The 15,934-nt window shown below is 74.1% G+C and carries 17 protein-coding genes; 10 read left to right on the plus strand and 7 right to left on the minus strand.

Annotated elements, in window-relative coordinates; translation table 11 throughout:
* Nucleotides 1-57: 57 nt before the first annotated feature.
* Nucleotides 58-453 carry a cupin domain-containing protein gene (locus tag ACF07V_RS20090; protein ID WP_392155880.1) on the minus strand — a complete coding sequence of 132 codons (396 nt, stop codon included), beginning with the start codon at nt 451-453 and terminating at the stop codon, nt 58-60.
* A 52-nt stretch (nt 454-505) separates the two neighbouring features.
* Here ACF07V_RS20090 and ACF07V_RS20095 point away from each other — a divergent pair, with 52 nt between their 5' ends.
* Nucleotides 506-1,498 carry a GlxA family transcriptional regulator gene (locus ACF07V_RS20095; RefSeq protein ID WP_392155881.1) on the plus strand — a complete coding sequence of 331 codons (993 nt, stop codon included), beginning with the start codon at nt 506-508 and terminating at the stop codon, nt 1,496-1,498.
* A gap of 117 nt (nt 1,499-1,615) precedes the next feature.
* Entirely contained in the window at nt 1,616-2,680 is a 1,065-nt protein-coding gene (locus ACF07V_RS20100; RefSeq protein WP_392155882.1) for an NAD-dependent epimerase/dehydratase family protein, read from the plus strand.
* 6 nt (nt 2,681-2,686) lie between these two features.
* On the opposite strand, the gene ACF07V_RS20105 is transcribed toward ACF07V_RS20100, so the two are convergent.
* Both ACF07V_RS20105 and ACF07V_RS20110 read right to left on the minus strand, forming a co-directional pair.
* Entirely contained in the window at nt 2,687-3,799 is a 1,113-nt protein-coding gene (locus ACF07V_RS20105) for a sensor histidine kinase (RefSeq protein WP_392155883.1), read from the minus strand.
* Nucleotides 3,796-4,518 carry a response regulator transcription factor gene (locus ACF07V_RS20110; RefSeq protein ID WP_392155884.1) on the minus strand — a complete coding sequence of 241 codons (723 nt, stop codon included), beginning with the start codon at nt 4,516-4,518 and terminating at the stop codon, nt 3,796-3,798. Before ACF07V_RS20110 ends, ACF07V_RS20105 begins: the two co-directional genes overlap by 4 nt.
* A 135-nt stretch (nt 4,519-4,653) precedes the next feature.
* Here ACF07V_RS20110 and ACF07V_RS20115 point away from each other — a divergent pair, with 135 nt between their 5' ends.
* From ACF07V_RS20115 to ACF07V_RS20125, 3 genes are read left to right on the plus strand one after another with little or no spacing between them, the layout of a single operon-like run.
* Nucleotides 4,654-5,331 (plus strand): glycosyltransferase family 2 protein, encoded by a 678-nt coding sequence (locus tag ACF07V_RS20115; protein WP_392156409.1) that lies wholly within the window; start codon nt 4,654-4,656, stop codon nt 5,329-5,331.
* Nucleotides 5,328-5,960, plus strand: coding sequence for a DUF2064 domain-containing protein (locus ACF07V_RS20120; RefSeq protein WP_392155885.1), 633 nt, complete (start codon nt 5,328-5,330; stop codon nt 5,958-5,960). The genes ACF07V_RS20115 and ACF07V_RS20120 overlap by 4 nt, the downstream gene beginning before the upstream one ends.
* The gene (locus ACF07V_RS20125; protein WP_392155887.1) at nt 5,957-6,619 is read left to right on the plus strand and encodes a class I SAM-dependent methyltransferase; all 663 of its coding nucleotides are present in this window, start codon (nt 5,957-5,959) and stop codon (nt 6,617-6,619) included. The genes ACF07V_RS20120 and ACF07V_RS20125 overlap by 4 nt, the downstream gene beginning before the upstream one ends.
* On the opposite strand, the gene ACF07V_RS20130 is transcribed toward ACF07V_RS20125, so the two are convergent.
* Together ACF07V_RS20130 and ACF07V_RS20135 are read right to left on the minus strand one after the other, a co-directional pair.
* Nucleotides 6,595-7,014, minus strand: coding sequence for a hypothetical protein (locus tag ACF07V_RS20130; RefSeq protein ID WP_392155889.1), 420 nt, complete (start codon nt 7,012-7,014; stop codon nt 6,595-6,597). The two genes, ACF07V_RS20125 and ACF07V_RS20130, sit on opposite strands and share 25 nt — an antisense overlap.
* Complete coding sequence (locus tag ACF07V_RS20135) at nt 7,011-8,180, minus strand: molybdopterin-dependent oxidoreductase (RefSeq protein WP_392155890.1); 1,170 nt, start codon at nt 8,178-8,180, stop codon at nt 7,011-7,013. The genes ACF07V_RS20130 and ACF07V_RS20135 overlap by 4 nt, the downstream gene beginning before the upstream one ends.
* A gap of 113 nt (nt 8,181-8,293) precedes the next feature.
* On the opposite strand from ACF07V_RS20135, the gene ACF07V_RS20140 reads away from it, so the two are divergent.
* Genes ACF07V_RS20140 through ACF07V_RS20150 form a run of 3 tightly spaced genes read left to right on the plus strand, consistent with a single transcriptional unit; the run spans nt 8,294 to nt 11,099 of the window.
* Nucleotides 8,294-9,691, plus strand: a complete 1,398-nt coding sequence (locus ACF07V_RS20140) for a glycosyltransferase 87 family protein (RefSeq protein ID WP_392155892.1) — start codon at nt 8,294-8,296, stop codon at nt 9,689-9,691.
* A 31-nt stretch (nt 9,692-9,722) separates the two neighbouring features.
* Nucleotides 9,723-10,361, plus strand: a complete 639-nt coding sequence (locus tag ACF07V_RS20145; RefSeq protein WP_392155893.1) for a CBS domain-containing protein — start codon at nt 9,723-9,725, stop codon at nt 10,359-10,361.
* A 51-nt stretch (nt 10,362-10,412) separates the two neighbouring features.
* Nucleotides 10,413-11,099, plus strand: a complete 687-nt coding sequence (locus tag ACF07V_RS20150) for a response regulator (RefSeq protein WP_392155894.1) — start codon at nt 10,413-10,415, stop codon at nt 11,097-11,099.
* A gap of 187 nt (nt 11,100-11,286) precedes the next feature.
* Here ACF07V_RS20150 and ACF07V_RS20155 read toward each other — a convergent pair whose 3' ends face one another.
* Nucleotides 11,287-13,017: a GAF domain-containing sensor histidine kinase gene (locus tag ACF07V_RS20155; protein ID WP_392155895.1), complete on the minus strand. Its 1,731-nt coding sequence runs from the start codon at nt 13,015-13,017 to the stop codon at nt 11,287-11,289.
* 98 nt (nt 13,018-13,115) lie between these two features.
* A complete protein-coding gene (locus ACF07V_RS20160) occupies nt 13,116-14,015 on the minus strand; it encodes a universal stress protein (protein WP_392155896.1) in 900 nt (299 codons plus the stop codon).
* 254 nt (nt 14,016-14,269) lie between these two features.
* Between ACF07V_RS20160 and ACF07V_RS20165 the strand changes: the two genes are divergently transcribed.
* Nucleotides 14,270-14,893, plus strand: a complete 624-nt coding sequence (locus tag ACF07V_RS20165) for a CBS domain-containing protein (RefSeq protein WP_392155897.1) — start codon at nt 14,270-14,272, stop codon at nt 14,891-14,893.
* 22 nt (nt 14,894-14,915) lie between these two features.
* Nucleotides 14,916-15,905, plus strand: coding sequence for an Acg family FMN-binding oxidoreductase (locus tag ACF07V_RS20170; RefSeq protein ID WP_392155899.1), 990 nt, complete (start codon nt 14,916-14,918; stop codon nt 15,903-15,905).
* The last annotated feature ends 29 nt before the right edge of the window (nt 15,906-15,934 follow it).

Consider the following 15,934-nt stretch of genomic DNA (forward strand, 5'->3'; position numbering starts at 1 on the left):
CCCGAGCTCCTCCACATTTGCGGGGCGGGTCTTCACCCGTGCCCCGCGCCCGTCGCCTCAGACGTCGAGTGCGTGCCCGGTCGTCGCGTCCACGTGGTCCGGGATCTCGCCGTGGCGGTCGCCCACGGTCGGCGTCCCGGTGGGCTCGAACATGAGGATCGCGGCGCCGGACGGCGCGGACGGCTTGTGCTCGGTGCCGCGGGGGACGGTGAAGACCGCGCCCCGCGGGAGCAGGACGGTCCGCTCGCCGTCGGGCTCGCGCAGGGAGATGTGCAGCTCTCCGTCGAGCACCAGGAAGAACTCGTCGGTGTCGTCGTGCACGTGCCAGATGTGTTCGCCCTCGACCTTGGCGACGCGGACGTCGTAGTCGTTGACGCGCGTGACGATGCGGGGGCTCCACAGGGCGTCGAAGGAGGCCAGGGCCTTGGCGAGGGAGAGGGGTTCGTTGCTCATGGGCTCATCGTGGACCGTTTCGCACCGTCGGCGTGAGTGCTAGGAATCGCACATGGCGAAAGAATCCTCTCAGGCCGTTCGGGCGCCGGGCGTGCACCGGGTCGTCGTGATCGTGGACGAGAACTCGAACCCCTTCGAGCTCGGCTGCGCGACCGAGGTCTTCGGTCTGCGCAGACCGGAGATCGGTCGTGATCTCTACGACTTCAGGCTCTGCTCCCCCGAGCCCCGCACCCTGATGCGGGACGGGTTCTTCACGCTCACGGGAGTCGCCGGTCTGGAAGCGGCCGACGCGGCGGACACCCTGATCGTCCCCAACCGCCCGGACGTCGAGGTGCCCCGCCGTCCCGCCGTGCTCGATGCCGTCCGCCGGGCGCACGCACGCGGTGCGCGCCTGGTCGGCTTCTGCAGCGGCGCCTTCACCCTGGCCGAGGCCGGGGTCCTCGACGGCCGCCGGGCCACCGCGCACTGGCAGTGGGCGGACTCCTTCCGCGCCCGCTTCCCCTCCGTCCACCTCGAATCGGACGTGCTGTTCGTGGACGACGGCGACATCCTCACCGCCGCCGGGAGCGCCGCCGCACTCGACCTGGGGCTGCACGTGGTCCGCCGCGACCACGGCGCGGAGGTCGCCAACTCCGTGAGCCGACGGCTGGTCTTCGCGGCCCACCGGGACGGCGGGCAGCGGCAGTTCGTGGAGCGGCCCATGCCCGACCTGCCGGACGAATCCCTGGCGCCGGTGCTGGCCTGGGCCCAGGAACGGCTGGACTCGCCGCTGACGGTCTCCGACCTCGCGGCACGTGCGACGGTCAGTCCGGCGACCCTGCATCGCCGCTTCCGCGCGCAGCTGGGGACGACACCGCTGGCGTGGCTCACGGGGGAACGGCTCTCCCTGGCATGCCGGTTGATCGAGCGGGGCGAGCACCGCTTCGAGATCGTCGCGCGACGCAGCGGTCTCGGCACCGCTGCCCATCTGCGCATGCTGATGCGCCGCGAGACCGGCATCACTCCGTCCGCGTACAAGGAACGGTTCGGGCCGGAGGCGAGGTGACGGGGGTCGTCCTCCCGGGCGCGACCCGATGGGCACCTGCCCCATCGGAATGACGGAAGTCTTACGGCCCGGCGCGGGCCGCTCCGGAACCCGCCCGCGGTCCGTAGCGTCGCGCCCATGCGCGTACTCGTCACAGGAGGAGCCGGCTTCATCGGCTCGCACATCGTCACCTCGCTCCGCCGGGCCGGCCACGAGCCCGTCGTGCTGGACGCACTGCTGCCCGGCGCGCACCCCACCGCCCCGGACCTGCCCGACGCCGAGTTCCTGCACGCGGACGTCCGCGAGGCGGCGGGCGTACGGGCGGCACTGCACGGCGTCGACGCGGTCTGCCACCAGGCGGCCATGGTCGGCCTCGGCAAGGACTTCGCCGACGCCCCGGCGTACGTGGGCTGCAACGATCTCGGGACGGCGGTGCTGCTCGCGGCGATGGCGGAGGTCGGTGTGCGGCGGCTCGTTCTCGCCGGGTCGATGGTGGTGTACGGGGAGGGACGGTACGAGTGCCCCCGTCACGGCGCCGTCCGGCCCGGCCCCCGTCGCCGTGAGGACCTGGAGGCGGGGTGCTTCGAACCGCGTTGCCCCGCGTGCGGGTCCGAGCTCGCGCCCGGCCTGGTCGGGGAGGACGCGCCGGCCGACCCCCGCAACGTGTACGCCACGACGAAGCTCGCCCAGGAGCATCTGGCGGCGGCGTGGGCCCGTGCGGTCGACGGAACGGCGGTCTCGCTGCGCTACCACAACGTCTACGGGCCGGGGATGCCCCGGGACACCCCGTACGCCGGGGTGGCCTCCCTCTTCCGCTCGGCGCTCGCCCGCGGCGAGGCCCCTCGCGTCTTCGAGGACGGCGGCCAGCGCCGGGACTTCGTCCACGTACGGGACGTGGCGGCGGCCAATGTGCTGGTCCTCGAGGCCGCCGCCGCACTGCCGGCCGGCACCCTCACCCCGTACAACACCGGCAGCGGCGACCCGCACACCGTGGGCGCGATGGCGACGGCGCTGGCCCTGGCCCACGGCGGCCCGCGGCCGGTGGTGACGGGTGAGTTCCGGCTCGGGGACGTACGGCACATCACCGCGGAATCGTCGCGGCTGCGACATGACCTCGGCTGGCGCCCGGACGTCGGCTTCGCGGAGGGCATGGCGGAGTTCGCCCACGCCGGACAGCGGGCCTCGGCGGCTGTCGGCGGATAGCGACCGTCAGCCGGCTGCCGCGGGCAGGGTGACCTCGAAGCGGCAGCCACCCGGCACGTTCCGCACCTCGGCGCGGCCCGCGTGGGCCTCGACGATGCCGCGGACGATGGCGAGGCCGAGACCGGCCCCGGCCGGCGGGGTGCGGGCCTCGGTGCCGCGCCAGCCGGTGTCGAAGACCCGGGGCAGGTCCTCGTCCGGAATGCCGCCGCAGCCGTCCGTGACGGACACGACAACGGCACCGTCCCGGCGTTCGGCGGCCACCGCGATCGTGCCGTCGGCCGGGGTGTGGCGGATGGCGTTGACGAGGAGGTTGGCGAGGACGCGGGTCATCTCCTTGCCGTCCACCTCGACCGGGACGGCCGCGACCTCCTCCCCCACCAGGCGTACGCCGTGCTCGCGGGCGAGCGGGTCGGCTCCGCTCAGCGCGTCGCCGACGAGGTCGTACACGGACATGCGGCTGGGGCTGAGGGCCAGCGTGCCGGCATGGATGCGGGAGAGTTCGAAGAGGTCCGTGACCATGGCGGTGAGGCGCTCGACCTCGGCGCGGATCTGGCGGTGGTAGCGGGCGGGGTCGGCCGCCATGCCGTCCTCCAGGGCCTCCGCCATCGCCCGCAGTCCGGCGAGCGGGGTGCGCAGGTCGTGGGAGATCCAGGCGACGAGCTCCCGACGGGACGCCTCCAGCGAACGTTCACGCCTGCGGGAGGCGTCGAGCTTGGCGCTCGTGGCGGCCAGTTCGCGGGTGAGCGCGGCGAGTTCGGCGGTGGCGGCGCCGTGGGGCGCGGAGAAGCTGCCCCCGTCGCCGAAGTCACGGGCGGCCCGGGCCAGCGCGCGGCTGCGGTCCACGACCCACCGCCCCAGGACGAGGGCGGTGCACAGGGAGACCAGGGCCGCCATGGCGACCACGACGGTCACCACCCACAGGTCGTGCGCGGACAGGAACATCGCCCGGGCGACGGCGAGCGTGCCGGCGAGCATCGCCGACACCGTCACGGCGGCCACCACGGCCAGGGAGACCGCGACCGAGCGGTGGCGGACGAGGCGGAGCACGACCGCTCCGCCGAGTCCGGCCAAGGCGGCTCCGGCCAGCGCGAACGCGGCGATGAGCAGGACGTCCTTCATCCTTCGGTGCCCTCCGGCTCGAAGCGGTAGCCGACGCCCCACACGGTCTGGATCAGGGTCGGCCGGGCCGGGTCGTCCTCGATCTTGGCGCGCAGGCGGCGGACGTGGACGGTCACGGTGGAGAGGTCGCCGAAGTCCCAGCCCCACACCCGGCGCATCAGATCCTCCCGGCCGTGCACCGTGCCGGGGTGCTCCACGAAGTACGCCAGGAGGTCGAACTCCCGCAGGGTGAGCGCGAGTTCCGCGCCGGCGCGGGTGGCCCTGCGATGGGCGGGGTCGACGGTCAGGTCACCGGCGCGCAGCACGGCCCGGGGCGCGTCCGGCGCCGCCGCGCGAGCGCGGCGCAGCACGGATGCGACACGCAGGACGAGTTCGCGTGGGCTGAACGGCTTCGTGACGTAGTCGTCCGCGCCCACTTCGAGCCCCGTGACGCGGTGCTCCTCGTCGCCGCGCGCGGTCAGCATGATCACCGGCACGGGTCCCGCGCTCCGCAGCCGACGGCACACCTCGAGGCCGTCGAGACCGGGCAGCATCAGGTCGAGGACGACGAGGTCGGGCCACCGCGTCCCGGCCCTGTGCAAGGCGTCGAGGCCGTCGGCCGCCTGCTCGACGGAGAAGCCGGCCCGTTCCAGGTAGCCGGTGACGACCTCGGCGACCGTCGGATCGTCGTCCACCACCAGGATCCTGCCCCCGCTCCCGGGGGCGCCGCGCTCGCTCATGGCGGACAGCCTCGCATCCGTCCCCGCGCGGCGGCCACGGCCACATGGGCGGACGCGGCACGCCGTCCGCGTTTCGTAAGGACTTCCACGCCCCCCGGGCGCTCCGGGATTCCTACGGTGAGAGCCGTGACCACCATGACCGTAGATGTCGTCCTTCCGTGTCTCGACGAGGCCGAGGCCCTGCCGTGGGTGCTGGCCCGTATCCCCGCCGGATGGCGGCCGATCGTCGTCGACAACGGCTCCACCGACGGTTCCGCCGCACTCGCGGCCGGCCTCGGGGCCACCGTCGTGCACGAGTCCCGGCGCGGCTTCGGCGCGGCCTGCCATGCCGGACTGCTCGCCGCCGAAGCCGAGTTCGTCTGCTTCTGCGACTGCGACGCCTCCCTCGACCCCGGCCTGCTGCCGGGCCTCCTGCGTCCCGTCGCCGACGGCTCCGCCGACCTCGTCCTGGGCCGTCGCCGCCCCACCGGGCGCGGCGCCTGGCCGGCCCACGCCCGGGCCGGGAACCTCGCGCTGTCCCGGCTGCTGCGCCGCCGCACCGGACTGCGGCTGCGCGACCTGGGGCCCATGCGGGTCGCACGGCGCGAGGCGCTCCTCGGTCTCGGCCTGTCCGACCGGCGCAGCGGCTACCCGCTGCAGATGGTCGTCCGGGCCTCCGACGCCGGCTGGCGGGTACGGGAGGTGGACGTGCCCTACCTCCCCCGTTCGGGCCGGTCCAAGGTCACCGGCACCTGGAAGGGCACCTGGCAGGCCGTGCACGACATGCGCCGTGTGCTGGACGAGCCGGCGCCGGTCGGCGGTGGGCGCCCGTGACCACCCTCCTCGTCATCGCGAAGCAACCCGTGCCCGGGCGGGTCAAGACCCGGCTCACTCCCCCGTTCGCCCCCGAGGAGGCCGCCGCCCTCGCCGAGGCGGCCCTCGCCGACACGCTCGCCGCCGCCGCCCGCGTCCCGGCGGACCGGCACGTGCTGGTGCTCGACGGGAGGCCCGGTGCCTGGCTCCCGGCGGGCTTCGACGTCGTACCCCAGGCGTCGGGCGGGCTCGACGCACGGCTCGCCGCCGCGTTCGCCGCCTGTGACGGTCCGGCGCTGCTCATCGGCATGGACACCCCGCAGGTCACCCCCGCCCTGCTCGCCCCGGCCCTGTGCCGGGACACGTACGACGCCTGGTTCGGGCCCGCCGCGGACGGCGGCTTCTGGGCCCTCGGCCTCGCCTCCCCCGATCCCGGTCTCCTGCTCGGCGTCCCGATGTCGCGCCCCGACACCGGCGCCGTCCAGTACGAGCGGCTGCGCGCGGCCGGACTCCGGATCGGCACCCTGCCCGTCCTGCGGGACGTGGACACCGCCGAGGACGCACGTCTCGTGGCGGCCGAGACGCCCGGGAGCCGTTTCGCCGCCCTGCACTCCGCCCTGACCGCGACGCCGGCGGGAGCGGGCGCGTGACCGCGACGACGGCCTGGCTGGCCGGACCGTACGACGACGCCCTGCGCACCGGGCGCGGCCCGCTGTTCCTGCGCCGTGACGACGGATGGCTCCTGCCTCTGGAGGTCGAGCGCTGGTGCGAGGCGCCCGACCGGGCGGACCGCTCCGTCCTGGACCGCTGCCGGGGCACCGTCCTCGACGTCGGCTGCGGTCCGGGGCGGCTCGTCGCCGCACTCGCCGCCGAAGGGCGCCGCGCTCTCGGCGTCGACGTCAGTCCGGAGGCGGTCGCCCGTGCCGTCCGGCTCGGCGCTTCGGCCCTGTGCCGCTCGGTCTTCGACCCGCTGCCCGGGGAGGGCCGCTGGGACACGGTCCTGCTCATCGACGGGAACGTCGGAATCGGCGGGGATCCGGCCGCTCTGCTGCGCCGGCTGCGGCAGGTCGTGTCCCGTTCCGGCCGGGTGATCGCGGAATGCGTGCCCCTGGACGTCGACGAGCGGTGCGAGGTACGGGTGGACGACGGCCGGGGAGGGCGGGGCGCGCCGTTCCCCTGGGCCCGCGTCGGCGTGCGCGCGCTGACCGCGCACGCGGCCGTCGCGGGCTGGGCGGTGTCCGAGCGGTGGGACCTGTGGGGCCGTCGGTTCGTGACCCTCACCCGTCAGCCGTCTCCGGTGCCCCGCTGAGGACGCCGCCGTCGCCGCCGTACGAGGATCACCGCCGCGGCCACGACGGCCACCGCGGCGAGGACGAGCACGAGGTTCCGTCCGTACGGCAGCGGCAGGGCGGAGGGGTTCGGCGGCTCTCCCGGCCGGACCAGCAGTGGGAGCGTGACGAGCACCAGGCTTCCCGCCACGACCAGCGCCCCGCGCAGCACGCCCCGGTCGGAGCGCCCGACGAGCAGCAGTCCGACGGCGAGGACCAGCGGGGCGAGGATCGCGTCGTGCAGGACGAGCGCCCCGCCGAGCCACACCAGTACGCCCAGCGGGTCCCGCTGCTCGGCCACGCGCCACGCGCCGATGCCGATCAGGGCGAGCCCCAGGGCACCGGCCCCGTACCGGAGCACGCTCGCCGTCCTCACAGCACCTCCAGGCGGTGGACCCATTTGGTCTGCAGCACCCCGGGCCGGTCGGGGGCGATGATCCGGGCCGGGAAGCCGTGGTCGAGGGAGAGCGTCCGCCCGTTGAGGGCGAGGGCGAGGAGGGTGAGTGGATCCTCGGCGTACTCCGCTCCCATCTCCATCACCCGGTAGGCACCGCTCACCTCCAGGGAGGTGACGCGCACGGCGTCCCGGCCCGGCCGTCCGCCCGCCCGCTCCACCAGGTCCCGTACCCGTACGCCTTCCCAGTGGGCCTCGACGCTCCAGCCTTCGACGCAGGCGATCGGCAGACGCGCCGTGGTCCGGGGCATCGCCCGCAGCTCGGCGAGGGTGAGGGTGTACGGACGGGGTCCGGCGACCTCGAGGCGCCAGGCCCGCAGGCTCGCGGCGGCCACGCCGGCAGCGGCGGCGGTCCGGTTCACGGGCAGCCCTTGCGGGCCCTCGTCCGGATGCCGGGGCGCGAGCAGGTCGAACGCCTTGAGGGGCGTGAAGGACTGCCCCACGGTCGTCAGGGTGACCACCCCGACGGCGGCCCCCGCGCCGAGGAGCAGGGAACGGCGGTCCCGGACGTCCTCGGCGGGCAGCGCGCGCGTCCCTTCCGAGCGTCTGCCCCAATGGGCGGCGATCTCGGGGGCCTTGACCGCGATGTGCAGCAGGATCGAGCCGGTCACGACCCAGGCGACGGCGAAGTGCACGGGCACGAAGGAGAAGGGCCAGGGGTACCACTCGACGATGTTGAGCAGCCCGGTCAGCACCTGGAAGACGGCCGAGGCGACCAGGACCGCGACGGACAGCCTCTCCAGCGCGTGCCGCAGGGACCGCACCGGCGGCCACACGAACAGCCGCGGGTACACCGTCCACAGCTTCACCAGGAGCAGCACGATCGCCGCGAGGCCGGTGGCGACGTGCAGCCCCTGGGTGAGCCGGTAGCCCCACACCGGCCGGGGCGGCAGGTGGTCCGCGAGCCAGTCCGGCGGGTGCTGGAGGTAGTGGCTGACGAGGCCGGTCGCGAAGCAGACGGCGAAGGCCGCGCCGAGCCACCGGCCGACGGCGGTCGCCGTGCGCGCGTCGTGGAGACGTCCGGTGAAGGCGGGCGGGCGGAGTGCGGGCACGGCGGTCCGGCGCGGCCCGGGCGGACGGGAGGTCATGCCGTCCATGACACCGCCGCTCGCCTCCGTTCGGAGGGTCCGACACCTTACGGAATCCGAACGCCTCGACGGGTCGTCCGCCGAGCCGTGGTGCGCGCTGCCAGGCTGCGGCCATGCCTCGTGCCCGTCCGCTCGTCCTCACCGCCCTCGTCCTGGCGGCTCTGACCGCCGCCCTGGCCGCTCTGCTGCGCGGGGCTGCGCTCGGGGTCGGCTTCCTGACGGGGTACGCGGGATGCTGGGTGCTGTTCGCGGCAGCCGTGGTCGCCCTGCGCCGGGTCCCCGCCGGGGCGGTGGTCCCGCTCGTGCTCGCGGGGGCCGTCGCCGTCACCGCGACCGGACTCCTGGCCGCGCCGCGCACGAGCACGGACTCCTACCGGTACGCGTGGGACGGCCGGGTACAGGCGGCCGGGATCTCCCCGTACGACCACGCGCCCGCCGACCCGGCCCTGGCCCGGCTGCGCGACGGGTGGCTGTTCCCCGACGACGCCGCCTGTGCCGGCGGCCACGACCTCGCCCCGCTGGCCGGCGGCGGCTGCACCCGCATCAACCGGCCGGCCGTGCACACGATCTATCCGCCCGTCGCCGAGGGCTGGTTCCTGCTGGTCCATGTGCTCTCGCCGGCCGACAGCCGTCACAAGGCGCTCCAGACCGGCGCCGCCGTCCTCTCCCTCGCGGTGACCGGCCTGCTGGTCACCGTCCTGCGCCGACGCGGCGACCCCCGGCAGGCCGCCCTCTGGGCCTGGTGCCCGGCCGTCCCCGTCGAGGCCGTCGACAACGCCCATGTCGACGTCCTCGCCGTCCTGTTCTCGGTCGCCGCCCTCGCCGTCGTCGCCCGCCGCCGCGTCACCGGCGGCATCCTGCTCGGCCTCGCCGTCGCCGCGAAACTCCTGCCCGCCGTGCTGCTCCCGGGCGCGCTGTCCGGACTCCGCCGGCCACGGACGTTCCTGGCGGTCGTGGTCCCGGCGGTGGCGGTCGTCGGGATGCTCTATCTCCCGTACGTCCTGCTCTCCGACGGCTCCGTCCTCGGCTACCTGGGCGGCTACGCGCAGGAGGAGGGGTACGAAGACGCCTCGGCCGGCGGCCGGTACGCCCTGCTGCGCCTCGTCCTGCCGGACGCGTGGGCCCCGCCCGCCGTCCTGCTCGTCATGACGGCGGTGTCGCTGACCGTCTGGTGGCGCGGCGATCCCGAACGCCCCTGGCGCGGCGCCCTGCTCACCACCGGAACGGCCTTCCTCCTCCTGACCCCCGCCTACTCCTGGTACGCCCTCCTGCTCGTCGCCCTCGTCGCCCTGGACGGCCGGTGGGAGTGGCTGGGCATCGCCCTGGCCGGCGCCGTCGCCTACCTTGCGGGACCGGTGATCGGCGTCGAGTGGACGACCGGGGCGTACGGGGCCGCGGCGCTCATGATCGGCGCGGGCCGGTGGGCGCGGCGGAGAGGTCCCGGAAGGGGGGCCGTCCGGCCCTCCCCGCGCCCATGGGGTGGAGCGGAGACTGGATGCGGACACCGTTGAGGTGGCCCCGTCGAGCGCCAGGGAGCACGACATGCCCGCTTCGCACTACACCGTCGGCGACGTCATGACCCGTACCGCCGTCGCGGTCGGCCGTGACGCTCCGTACAAGGAGATCGTCGCGCTCATGGACGAGTGGAAGGTGAGCGCCCTGCCGGTCCTCGAAGGGGAGGGACGCGTCGTCGGCGTCGTCTCGGAGGCGGATCTTCTGCCGAAGGAGGAGTTCCGGCTCGACGAGCCGCGCCCCGACGAGGTCGCCGAGGCGGCCAAGGCCGGAGCCCTGCGGGCCGGGGAGCTCATGTCGAGCCCGGCCGTGACCGTCCACCCGGACGCCACCCTCGCCGAGGCGGCCCGGATCATGGCCAAGCGGAGGGTGAAGCGCCTGCCCGTGGTCAACGGCCTCGGGATGCTGGAGGGGGTCGTCAGCCGGAGCGACCTGCTCAAGGTGTTCCTCCGTACGGACGGCGAGATCGAGGAGGAGATCCGTCGTTCCGTCCTCGGCGAGTCGGCTGTCCCGGCGGAGCTGGAGGTCTCCGTGCGGGACGGCGTGGCCACGCTGCGCGGTGCGCTCGCCGACCGCTCGCTGGTACCGCTGCTGGCCCGCGCCGTGCGGGCGGTGGAGGGTGTCGTCGACGTGCGGATGCGTCTCGGCGCCCATGAGGACGCCGGATGACGGACAATCCCTGTGGGGGCGGGTACGAGCCCACCGACCGCAGGGATCGCCATGTCCGATCTGCCGACAGCCGCCACGCGCACGCGGGTCTTCCTCGTCGACGACCACGAGGTCGTCCGCCGGGGCCTGCGTGACCTGATCGACGACGAGCCGGACCTGGAGGTGGTCGGGGAGGCGTCGACGGTGGAGCAGGCCCTGGCCCGGGGGCCCGCGCTGCGGGCGGACGTCGCGGTCCTCGACGTGAGGCTGCCCGACGGCGACGGGATCTCCCTGTGCCGGGAGCTGCGCTCCCGGATGCCCGAGCTGGCCTGTCTGATGCTGACCTCGTTCGACGACGAGGACGCCCTGCTCGACGCGATCATGGCGGGCGCCGCCGGGTACGTGCTCAAGCAGATCAAGGGCTCCGACCTCGTGTCGGCGGTACGGACCGTGGCCACGGGGCAGTCGATGCTGGACCCCGCCACCACCGCCCGGCTGATGCGCTCGCTCCGGGACCCCGAGGCGGCGAAGCCGCCCGAGGACGAACGGCTCGCGGTGCTGTCCGAGCGGGAGCGGTCCGTACTCGACCTCATCGGCGAGGGGCTCACCAACCGGCAGATCGCCAAGCGGCTCTATCTGTCGGAGAAGACCGTCAAGAACCACATCTCACGGCTGCTCGGCAAGCTCGGCGTCGAACGCCGCGTGCAGGCCGCCGTCATCGCCGCTCAGGCACACGAGCACGACGCCGAGGAGAAGTAGGGGGTCTCACAGCGATCTCTGCGGTGATCTCGCAGTGATCTCACGGCGATCTCACGATGAAGGGGGGGGGCTCACTCCCGGATCTCACGGTGAAGGGGGCTCACCCCCGGATCTCACGGTGAAGGGGGCTCACCCCCGGATCTCACGGTGAAGGGGGCTCACCCCCGGATCTCACGGTGAAGGGGGCTCACTCCCGCTCGTCCGGGAGCGGGATCCGCCACTCCAGGACCGTGCCGCCGCGCGGCTCCCCTCTCGCGTGGACCGAGAGGGTGCCGCCCAGCCGCTCGGCCCTCTCGGAGAGGTTCCGCAGTCCGCTGCGGGCGCCGTCCGGCCCGATGCCGGTGCCGTCGTCGCTCACCGTCACCGCCAGCACGCCGTCGTCGGCGACGACCGACACCTCCGCCCGGTGGGCCCGCGCGTGGCGGGCCACATTGGTGAGTGCCTCACCGACGACCGCGATCACCTGCTCGGCCGCGTCGGGGGGCACGTCCGTGTCGAGGAGGCCCTCCATGCGCAGGGCCGGCGCGAATCCGAGCGTGTTCGCGGCCTCGTCGACCGCTCTGACCACACGGTTCCTGAGCTTCGGTGCTTCGGAGACCTCATGCTCCCGGAGGCCGAAGATGGTCGACCTGATGATCTTGATGGTGGCGTCCAGGTCGTCGATCGCCCGTGTCAGACGGTCCCTGGCCTCCGGGTGCTCGACGAACCGACGGGCGCTCTGCAGCGTCATGCCGGTGGCGAACAGACGTTGGATCGCGAGGTCGTGGAGGTCACGGGCGATCCGGTCGCGGTCCTCCAGCAGCACCACCTGCTCGGTGTCCCGGCGGCGGTCGGCCAGTTCGAGCGCCAGGGCCGCCTGCCCCGCGAATCCGGGGAGGGCCGTGATCTCCAGGCCGCTGAACGGGGGACGCCCGTGCCTCCGCGCGAGGATCAGCACCCCGCTCAGCCGCTCCTTGGTGCCGACCGTGACGGCCACCGCCGGCCCGAAACCCTTCCACCGTTCGGGCTGGACCCTGATGCGGGGCTCGTTCTCGACGTCGCCGACCGTGAGCAGGCCCTTCTGCGCGAGGGCGGCCTCGGCCAGGGTTCCCTCACTGGTCGGCAGGACGACGCCCCGGTGCGCCTCGGCCCCCTCACCGCTGGCGAGCGAGCCCTTCAGCTCACCGCCGGCACCCACCAGGTAGAAGACCCCCATGTCGGCGGCCGCGATGTCCACGGCCTGCTCCAGCATCCCGTCGAGCACCTCGGTCTCCTCCGCGCCGGACAGGAGGGCGTTGGTCAGGTCGGAGCTCGCGGAGAGCCAGCGCTGCCTGAGGCGGACCTCCTCGTAGAGGCGGGCGTTCTCGATGGCGATGCCTGCCGCGACGGCCAGCGTCGTCACGACCGCCTCGTCCTCGGCGTCGAAGTCGGCCCCTCCCCGCTTCTCCGTGAGATAGAGGTTGCCGAACACCTCGTCGCGGACGCGGATCGGGACGCCGAGGAACGAGTGCATCGGCGGATGGTGGGGCGGAAAACCGTACGACGCGGGGTGCTCGGAGAGCTCCGGGATCCGCAGCGGCACGGGGTTGCGGATGAGCTCGCCCAGGATGCCGTGCCCGGACGGCAGTGCCCCGATCCGCTGCCGTACGTCGTCGTCGATGCCGATGGGCAGGAACTGCGAGAGCTTCCGGCCCTCACCGATGACGCCCAGGGCTCCGTACTCGGCGTCCACCAGGGTCACGGCCGCCTCGACGATGCCGCGCAGCACCTGGCGGAGGTCCAGCTCGCGGCCCACCGACATGACGGCTTCCAGCAGCCCGTTGAGCCGGTCCCTGGTGCCCCGCACCTCGTCGATGCGCGCCTGGAGCTCGTCGAGCAGCTCGTCGAGTCGCAGCCGCGGAAGCCTGGTGTCCGCCGGCCCCGGCTCCTCGTGTTCCATCGCCACCTCCGGGCACGCCCCACGCGCGCTCCTCGCCTGACGGGCACATCTTCACGGTAGTTTCCGTGCCCGGAACGCTCCAGCCGGGGCGGTGCCTGTCATGACGTGGTCCCGTGTCCGGGCCCTTGCCGGGGCACGAGCTCCACGGGGCAGTGGGCATGCTGGAGGAGGCCGAGCGTGATCCGTCCGAGGGTGGGGCCGAGGTAGCCGGGCGACCGTCGCCCTCCGGCGACGACGAGGCCGGCGTCGTGCGTCGCCTCGACGAGGGCTCCGGCGACGCTGTGGCTCTTCTGGCCGTCGGCCTGCACGGTGAGGTCCGGAAACTCCTCCCGGACCCGGTCCAGGATCGAGGACAGCGGGCGTACGTGCTCCCGGGCGGCCTCCTCGCCACCGCGCACCATCGCCCGTGAGCCGACGGACAGCCCCAGGCCCCAGATGTGCAGCAGCCGCAGCGGAACCCCGCGCAGCGCGGCCTCGCGGGCCGCCGCACGGGCACAGCCCACGTCGGCCTCGTCCCGTACCGCCGTCAGGACGACACGCCCCTCGGCGGCCTCCGTGTCCCCCCGCACCACGACGACGGGTGTGGTCGCGGCGGCCGCGACCTCGAGACCGACCGATCCGAGCAACAGGGAGGAGAAGCCTCCGAGCCCCCGGTGCCCGACGACGATCGTGCCGCTCAGGGCGGCGGCTCGCCGCAGCCGGTCGGGGGCCGGGCCCTCGGTGAGTTCCTCGACGACCGTGAGCCCGGGGTGGCGCGCCGTGATCTCCTGGGCGGTCCGGTCGAGCAGTTCCCGCCCTGCCCGGCGGGTCCCGGTGATCTCCTCCCGGGACAGGAACGGGCCCGGTGCGTCCGTGTCCGTCGCATGAACGAGGCAGAGGGTGCTCCCCCGCAGGGCCGCCTCCGCCGCCGCCCACATCACCGCCTTCCGCGCGGACGGTGATCCGTCGACGCCGACCACGACCCGGCCGAGGCCGGGACGGGCTTTGGTGCCGTCCATGACTCCTCCTCCCACGGTCCGGGGGACTGCTTCCACCGTCGCAGCCGGTCCCGGGCGGCCGGAGGGCCGCTGGGGCCAATGACGGGGCCGAAGGTCCCGACCGGTCGGGGCGGCGGGCGGACCGGCGGTGACGAGCCCGTTCGGTCCTGACGGTGGACCATTCGGCCCTCCCCGGCCCCGGGCGCGCGGTGGAGGGTGGGTGACGCGGGACAGCACACCGTCCGAACCCTCGCCCTCGAAGAGGAGGCGCGGCGATGAAGCACATGAAGGTCGGCGGCCTGATGACCGACGACGTGGTCTCCGCCGTCCCCGGGACACCGTTCGGACAGGTGGCGAGGTCGCTCGCCGAGCACGACATCAGCGCGGTCCCCGTGGTGGACGAGGACGACCACGTCGTCGGCGTCGTGTCCGGGAGCGACCTGCTGACCCGCCACGAGCTGACCGTGCGGGACCTGATGACCACGCCGGCCGTCACGGTGCACGCCGAGGAGACGGTGGCGGACGCGGCGCGGCTGATGGTGCGCCGCGGAGTCGAGCGCCTTCCGGTCGTCGACGAGGAGGAACGGCTGGTGGGCATCGTGACCCGCCGTGACCTTCTCCGCGTCTACCTCCGCCCGGACGCGGAGATACGGCGGCGCATCCGTGAGGACGTCCTCACGGATGCCATGGACCTGCCGGGAGACGCGGTGGACGTGCACGTCCTCGACGGCGTGGTGACGCTGGGGGGCCGCGTCCGGCGGCGGAGTCAGGCGCGGATGCTCGTCGGACTCGCCGAGCGCGTGGACGGCGTCGTCGCGGTCGTGGACCGGCTGTCGTTCCACGAGGACGACGCCCGGCTCGCGCCCTCCACCCGGACTCCGCACGACATCTCCCGGTGACTCACCACAGACAGGACGAACCGTGACTACCACCGCTCTGACCCGACCGCTCGTGACGTCGCTGGTCGAGGACGCCGTCACGGCCCCCTCGATGCACAACGCACAGCCGTGGAGCTTCGTCGCCAGGACGGAGGCCGGCGTCATCGAGCTGCACGGCGATCCGCTGCGCGGCATGCCGCACGAGGATCCCGACCACCGCGCCCTCCACCTCGGCTGCGGCGCCGCCCTGTTCGGTCTGCGGGTCGCCGCCGCGTACCGGGCCCTGCGTCCGGTGGTGCGGCTGCTGCCCTCCCCGGACGATCCCTGGCACCTCGCCGACGTGCGGTTCGACGGTTCCGAGGACGCCGACAGCGATCTGGGCTCGTTGCACGGTGCTCTGGCGCGGCGGCACACCAGCCGCTTCCCCTTCACGGAGGAAGTGATCCCCTCCGAGGTGATCGACGGCCTCCGGGCCGCGGCCCTGCTGGAGGGCTGCCGGCTGGTCGTACCGGGGGAATGGCACACCGACACCGTCATGGGCCTCGTCCACGCATCCGAACTGTTCGAGGCGGCGGACGAGGCCGTACGCGCGGAGATCGCGGCCTGGACACGCACCGGCGCGGCCGGTGAGGGCCCCGCCACCGAAGGCATCCCCGCGTACGCCCTCGGCCCGCGGCAGTACGACGTGACCTCCCCGGTCAGGGACTTCGGCGCTTCCCGGCAGGTGTCCGGCCGCGGGTCGGCGCGCTTCGAGAAGAGGCCTCGGATCGTCCTGCTCGGCACGGTCGAGGACACCCCGGAGGACTGGCTGAGGGCCGGCCAGGCACTGCAGCGCGTCCTCCTCCAGGCCACCCTCGACGGCCTTGCCACCTCGCTCATGTCCCAGCCGCTGGAATGGCCCGAACTCCGTGCCGACGCCCGCGATCCCGCCTCGACGATCGGCTTCGTCCACATGGTGATCCGCCTGGGCTACGGCCCGACGGGCCGGGCCACGCCGCGCCGGCCCGTCGCCGAGGTGCTCGCCTTCGGCTGAGCAGCCCCGCGGTACGCCTTCCGAAGGAG

The sequence above is a fragment of the Streptomyces sp. NPDC015661 genome (genome assembly GCF_043077765.1).
GTDB lineage: Bacteria > Actinomycetota > Actinomycetes > Streptomycetales > Streptomycetaceae > Streptomyces.

Excerpts from the sequence above, each read along its gene's own strand:
- ACF07V_RS20095 (WP_392155881.1), top strand. The coding sequence starts at position 506 with ATGGCGAAAGAATCCTCTCAGGCCGTTCGGGCGCCGGGCGTGCACCGG.
- ACF07V_RS20135 (WP_392155890.1), bottom strand. The coding sequence starts at position 8,180 with ATGACCTCCCGTCCGCCCGGGCCGCGCCGGACCGCCGTGCCCGCACTC.
- ACF07V_RS20140 (WP_392155892.1), top strand. The coding sequence starts at position 8,294 with ATGCCTCGTGCCCGTCCGCTCGTCCTCACCGCCCTCGTCCTGGCGGCT.
- ACF07V_RS20090 (WP_392155880.1), bottom strand. The coding sequence starts at position 453 with ATGAGCAACGAACCCCTCTCCCTCGCCAAGGCCCTGGCCTCCTTCGAC.
- ACF07V_RS20145 (WP_392155893.1), top strand. The coding sequence starts at position 9,723 with ATGCCCGCTTCGCACTACACCGTCGGCGACGTCATGACCCGTACCGCC.
- ACF07V_RS20100 (WP_392155882.1), top strand. The coding sequence starts at position 1,616 with ATGCGCGTACTCGTCACAGGAGGAGCCGGCTTCATCGGCTCGCACATC.
- ACF07V_RS20160 (WP_392155896.1), bottom strand. The coding sequence starts at position 14,015 with ATGGACGGCACCAAAGCCCGTCCCGGCCTCGGCCGGGTCGTGGTCGGC.
- ACF07V_RS20150 (WP_392155894.1), top strand. The coding sequence starts at position 10,413 with ATGTCCGATCTGCCGACAGCCGCCACGCGCACGCGGGTCTTCCTCGTC.
- ACF07V_RS20115 (WP_392156409.1), top strand. The coding sequence starts at position 4,654 with ATGACCGTAGATGTCGTCCTTCCGTGTCTCGACGAGGCCGAGGCCCTG.
- ACF07V_RS20155 (WP_392155895.1), bottom strand. The coding sequence starts at position 13,017 with ATGGAACACGAGGAGCCGGGGCCGGCGGACACCAGGCTTCCGCGGCTG.
- ACF07V_RS20110 (WP_392155884.1), bottom strand. The coding sequence starts at position 4,518 with ATGAGCGAGCGCGGCGCCCCCGGGAGCGGGGGCAGGATCCTGGTGGTG.
- ACF07V_RS20165 (WP_392155897.1), top strand. The coding sequence starts at position 14,270 with ATGAAGCACATGAAGGTCGGCGGCCTGATGACCGACGACGTGGTCTCC.
- ACF07V_RS20105 (WP_392155883.1), bottom strand. The coding sequence starts at position 3,799 with ATGAAGGACGTCCTGCTCATCGCCGCGTTCGCGCTGGCCGGAGCCGCC.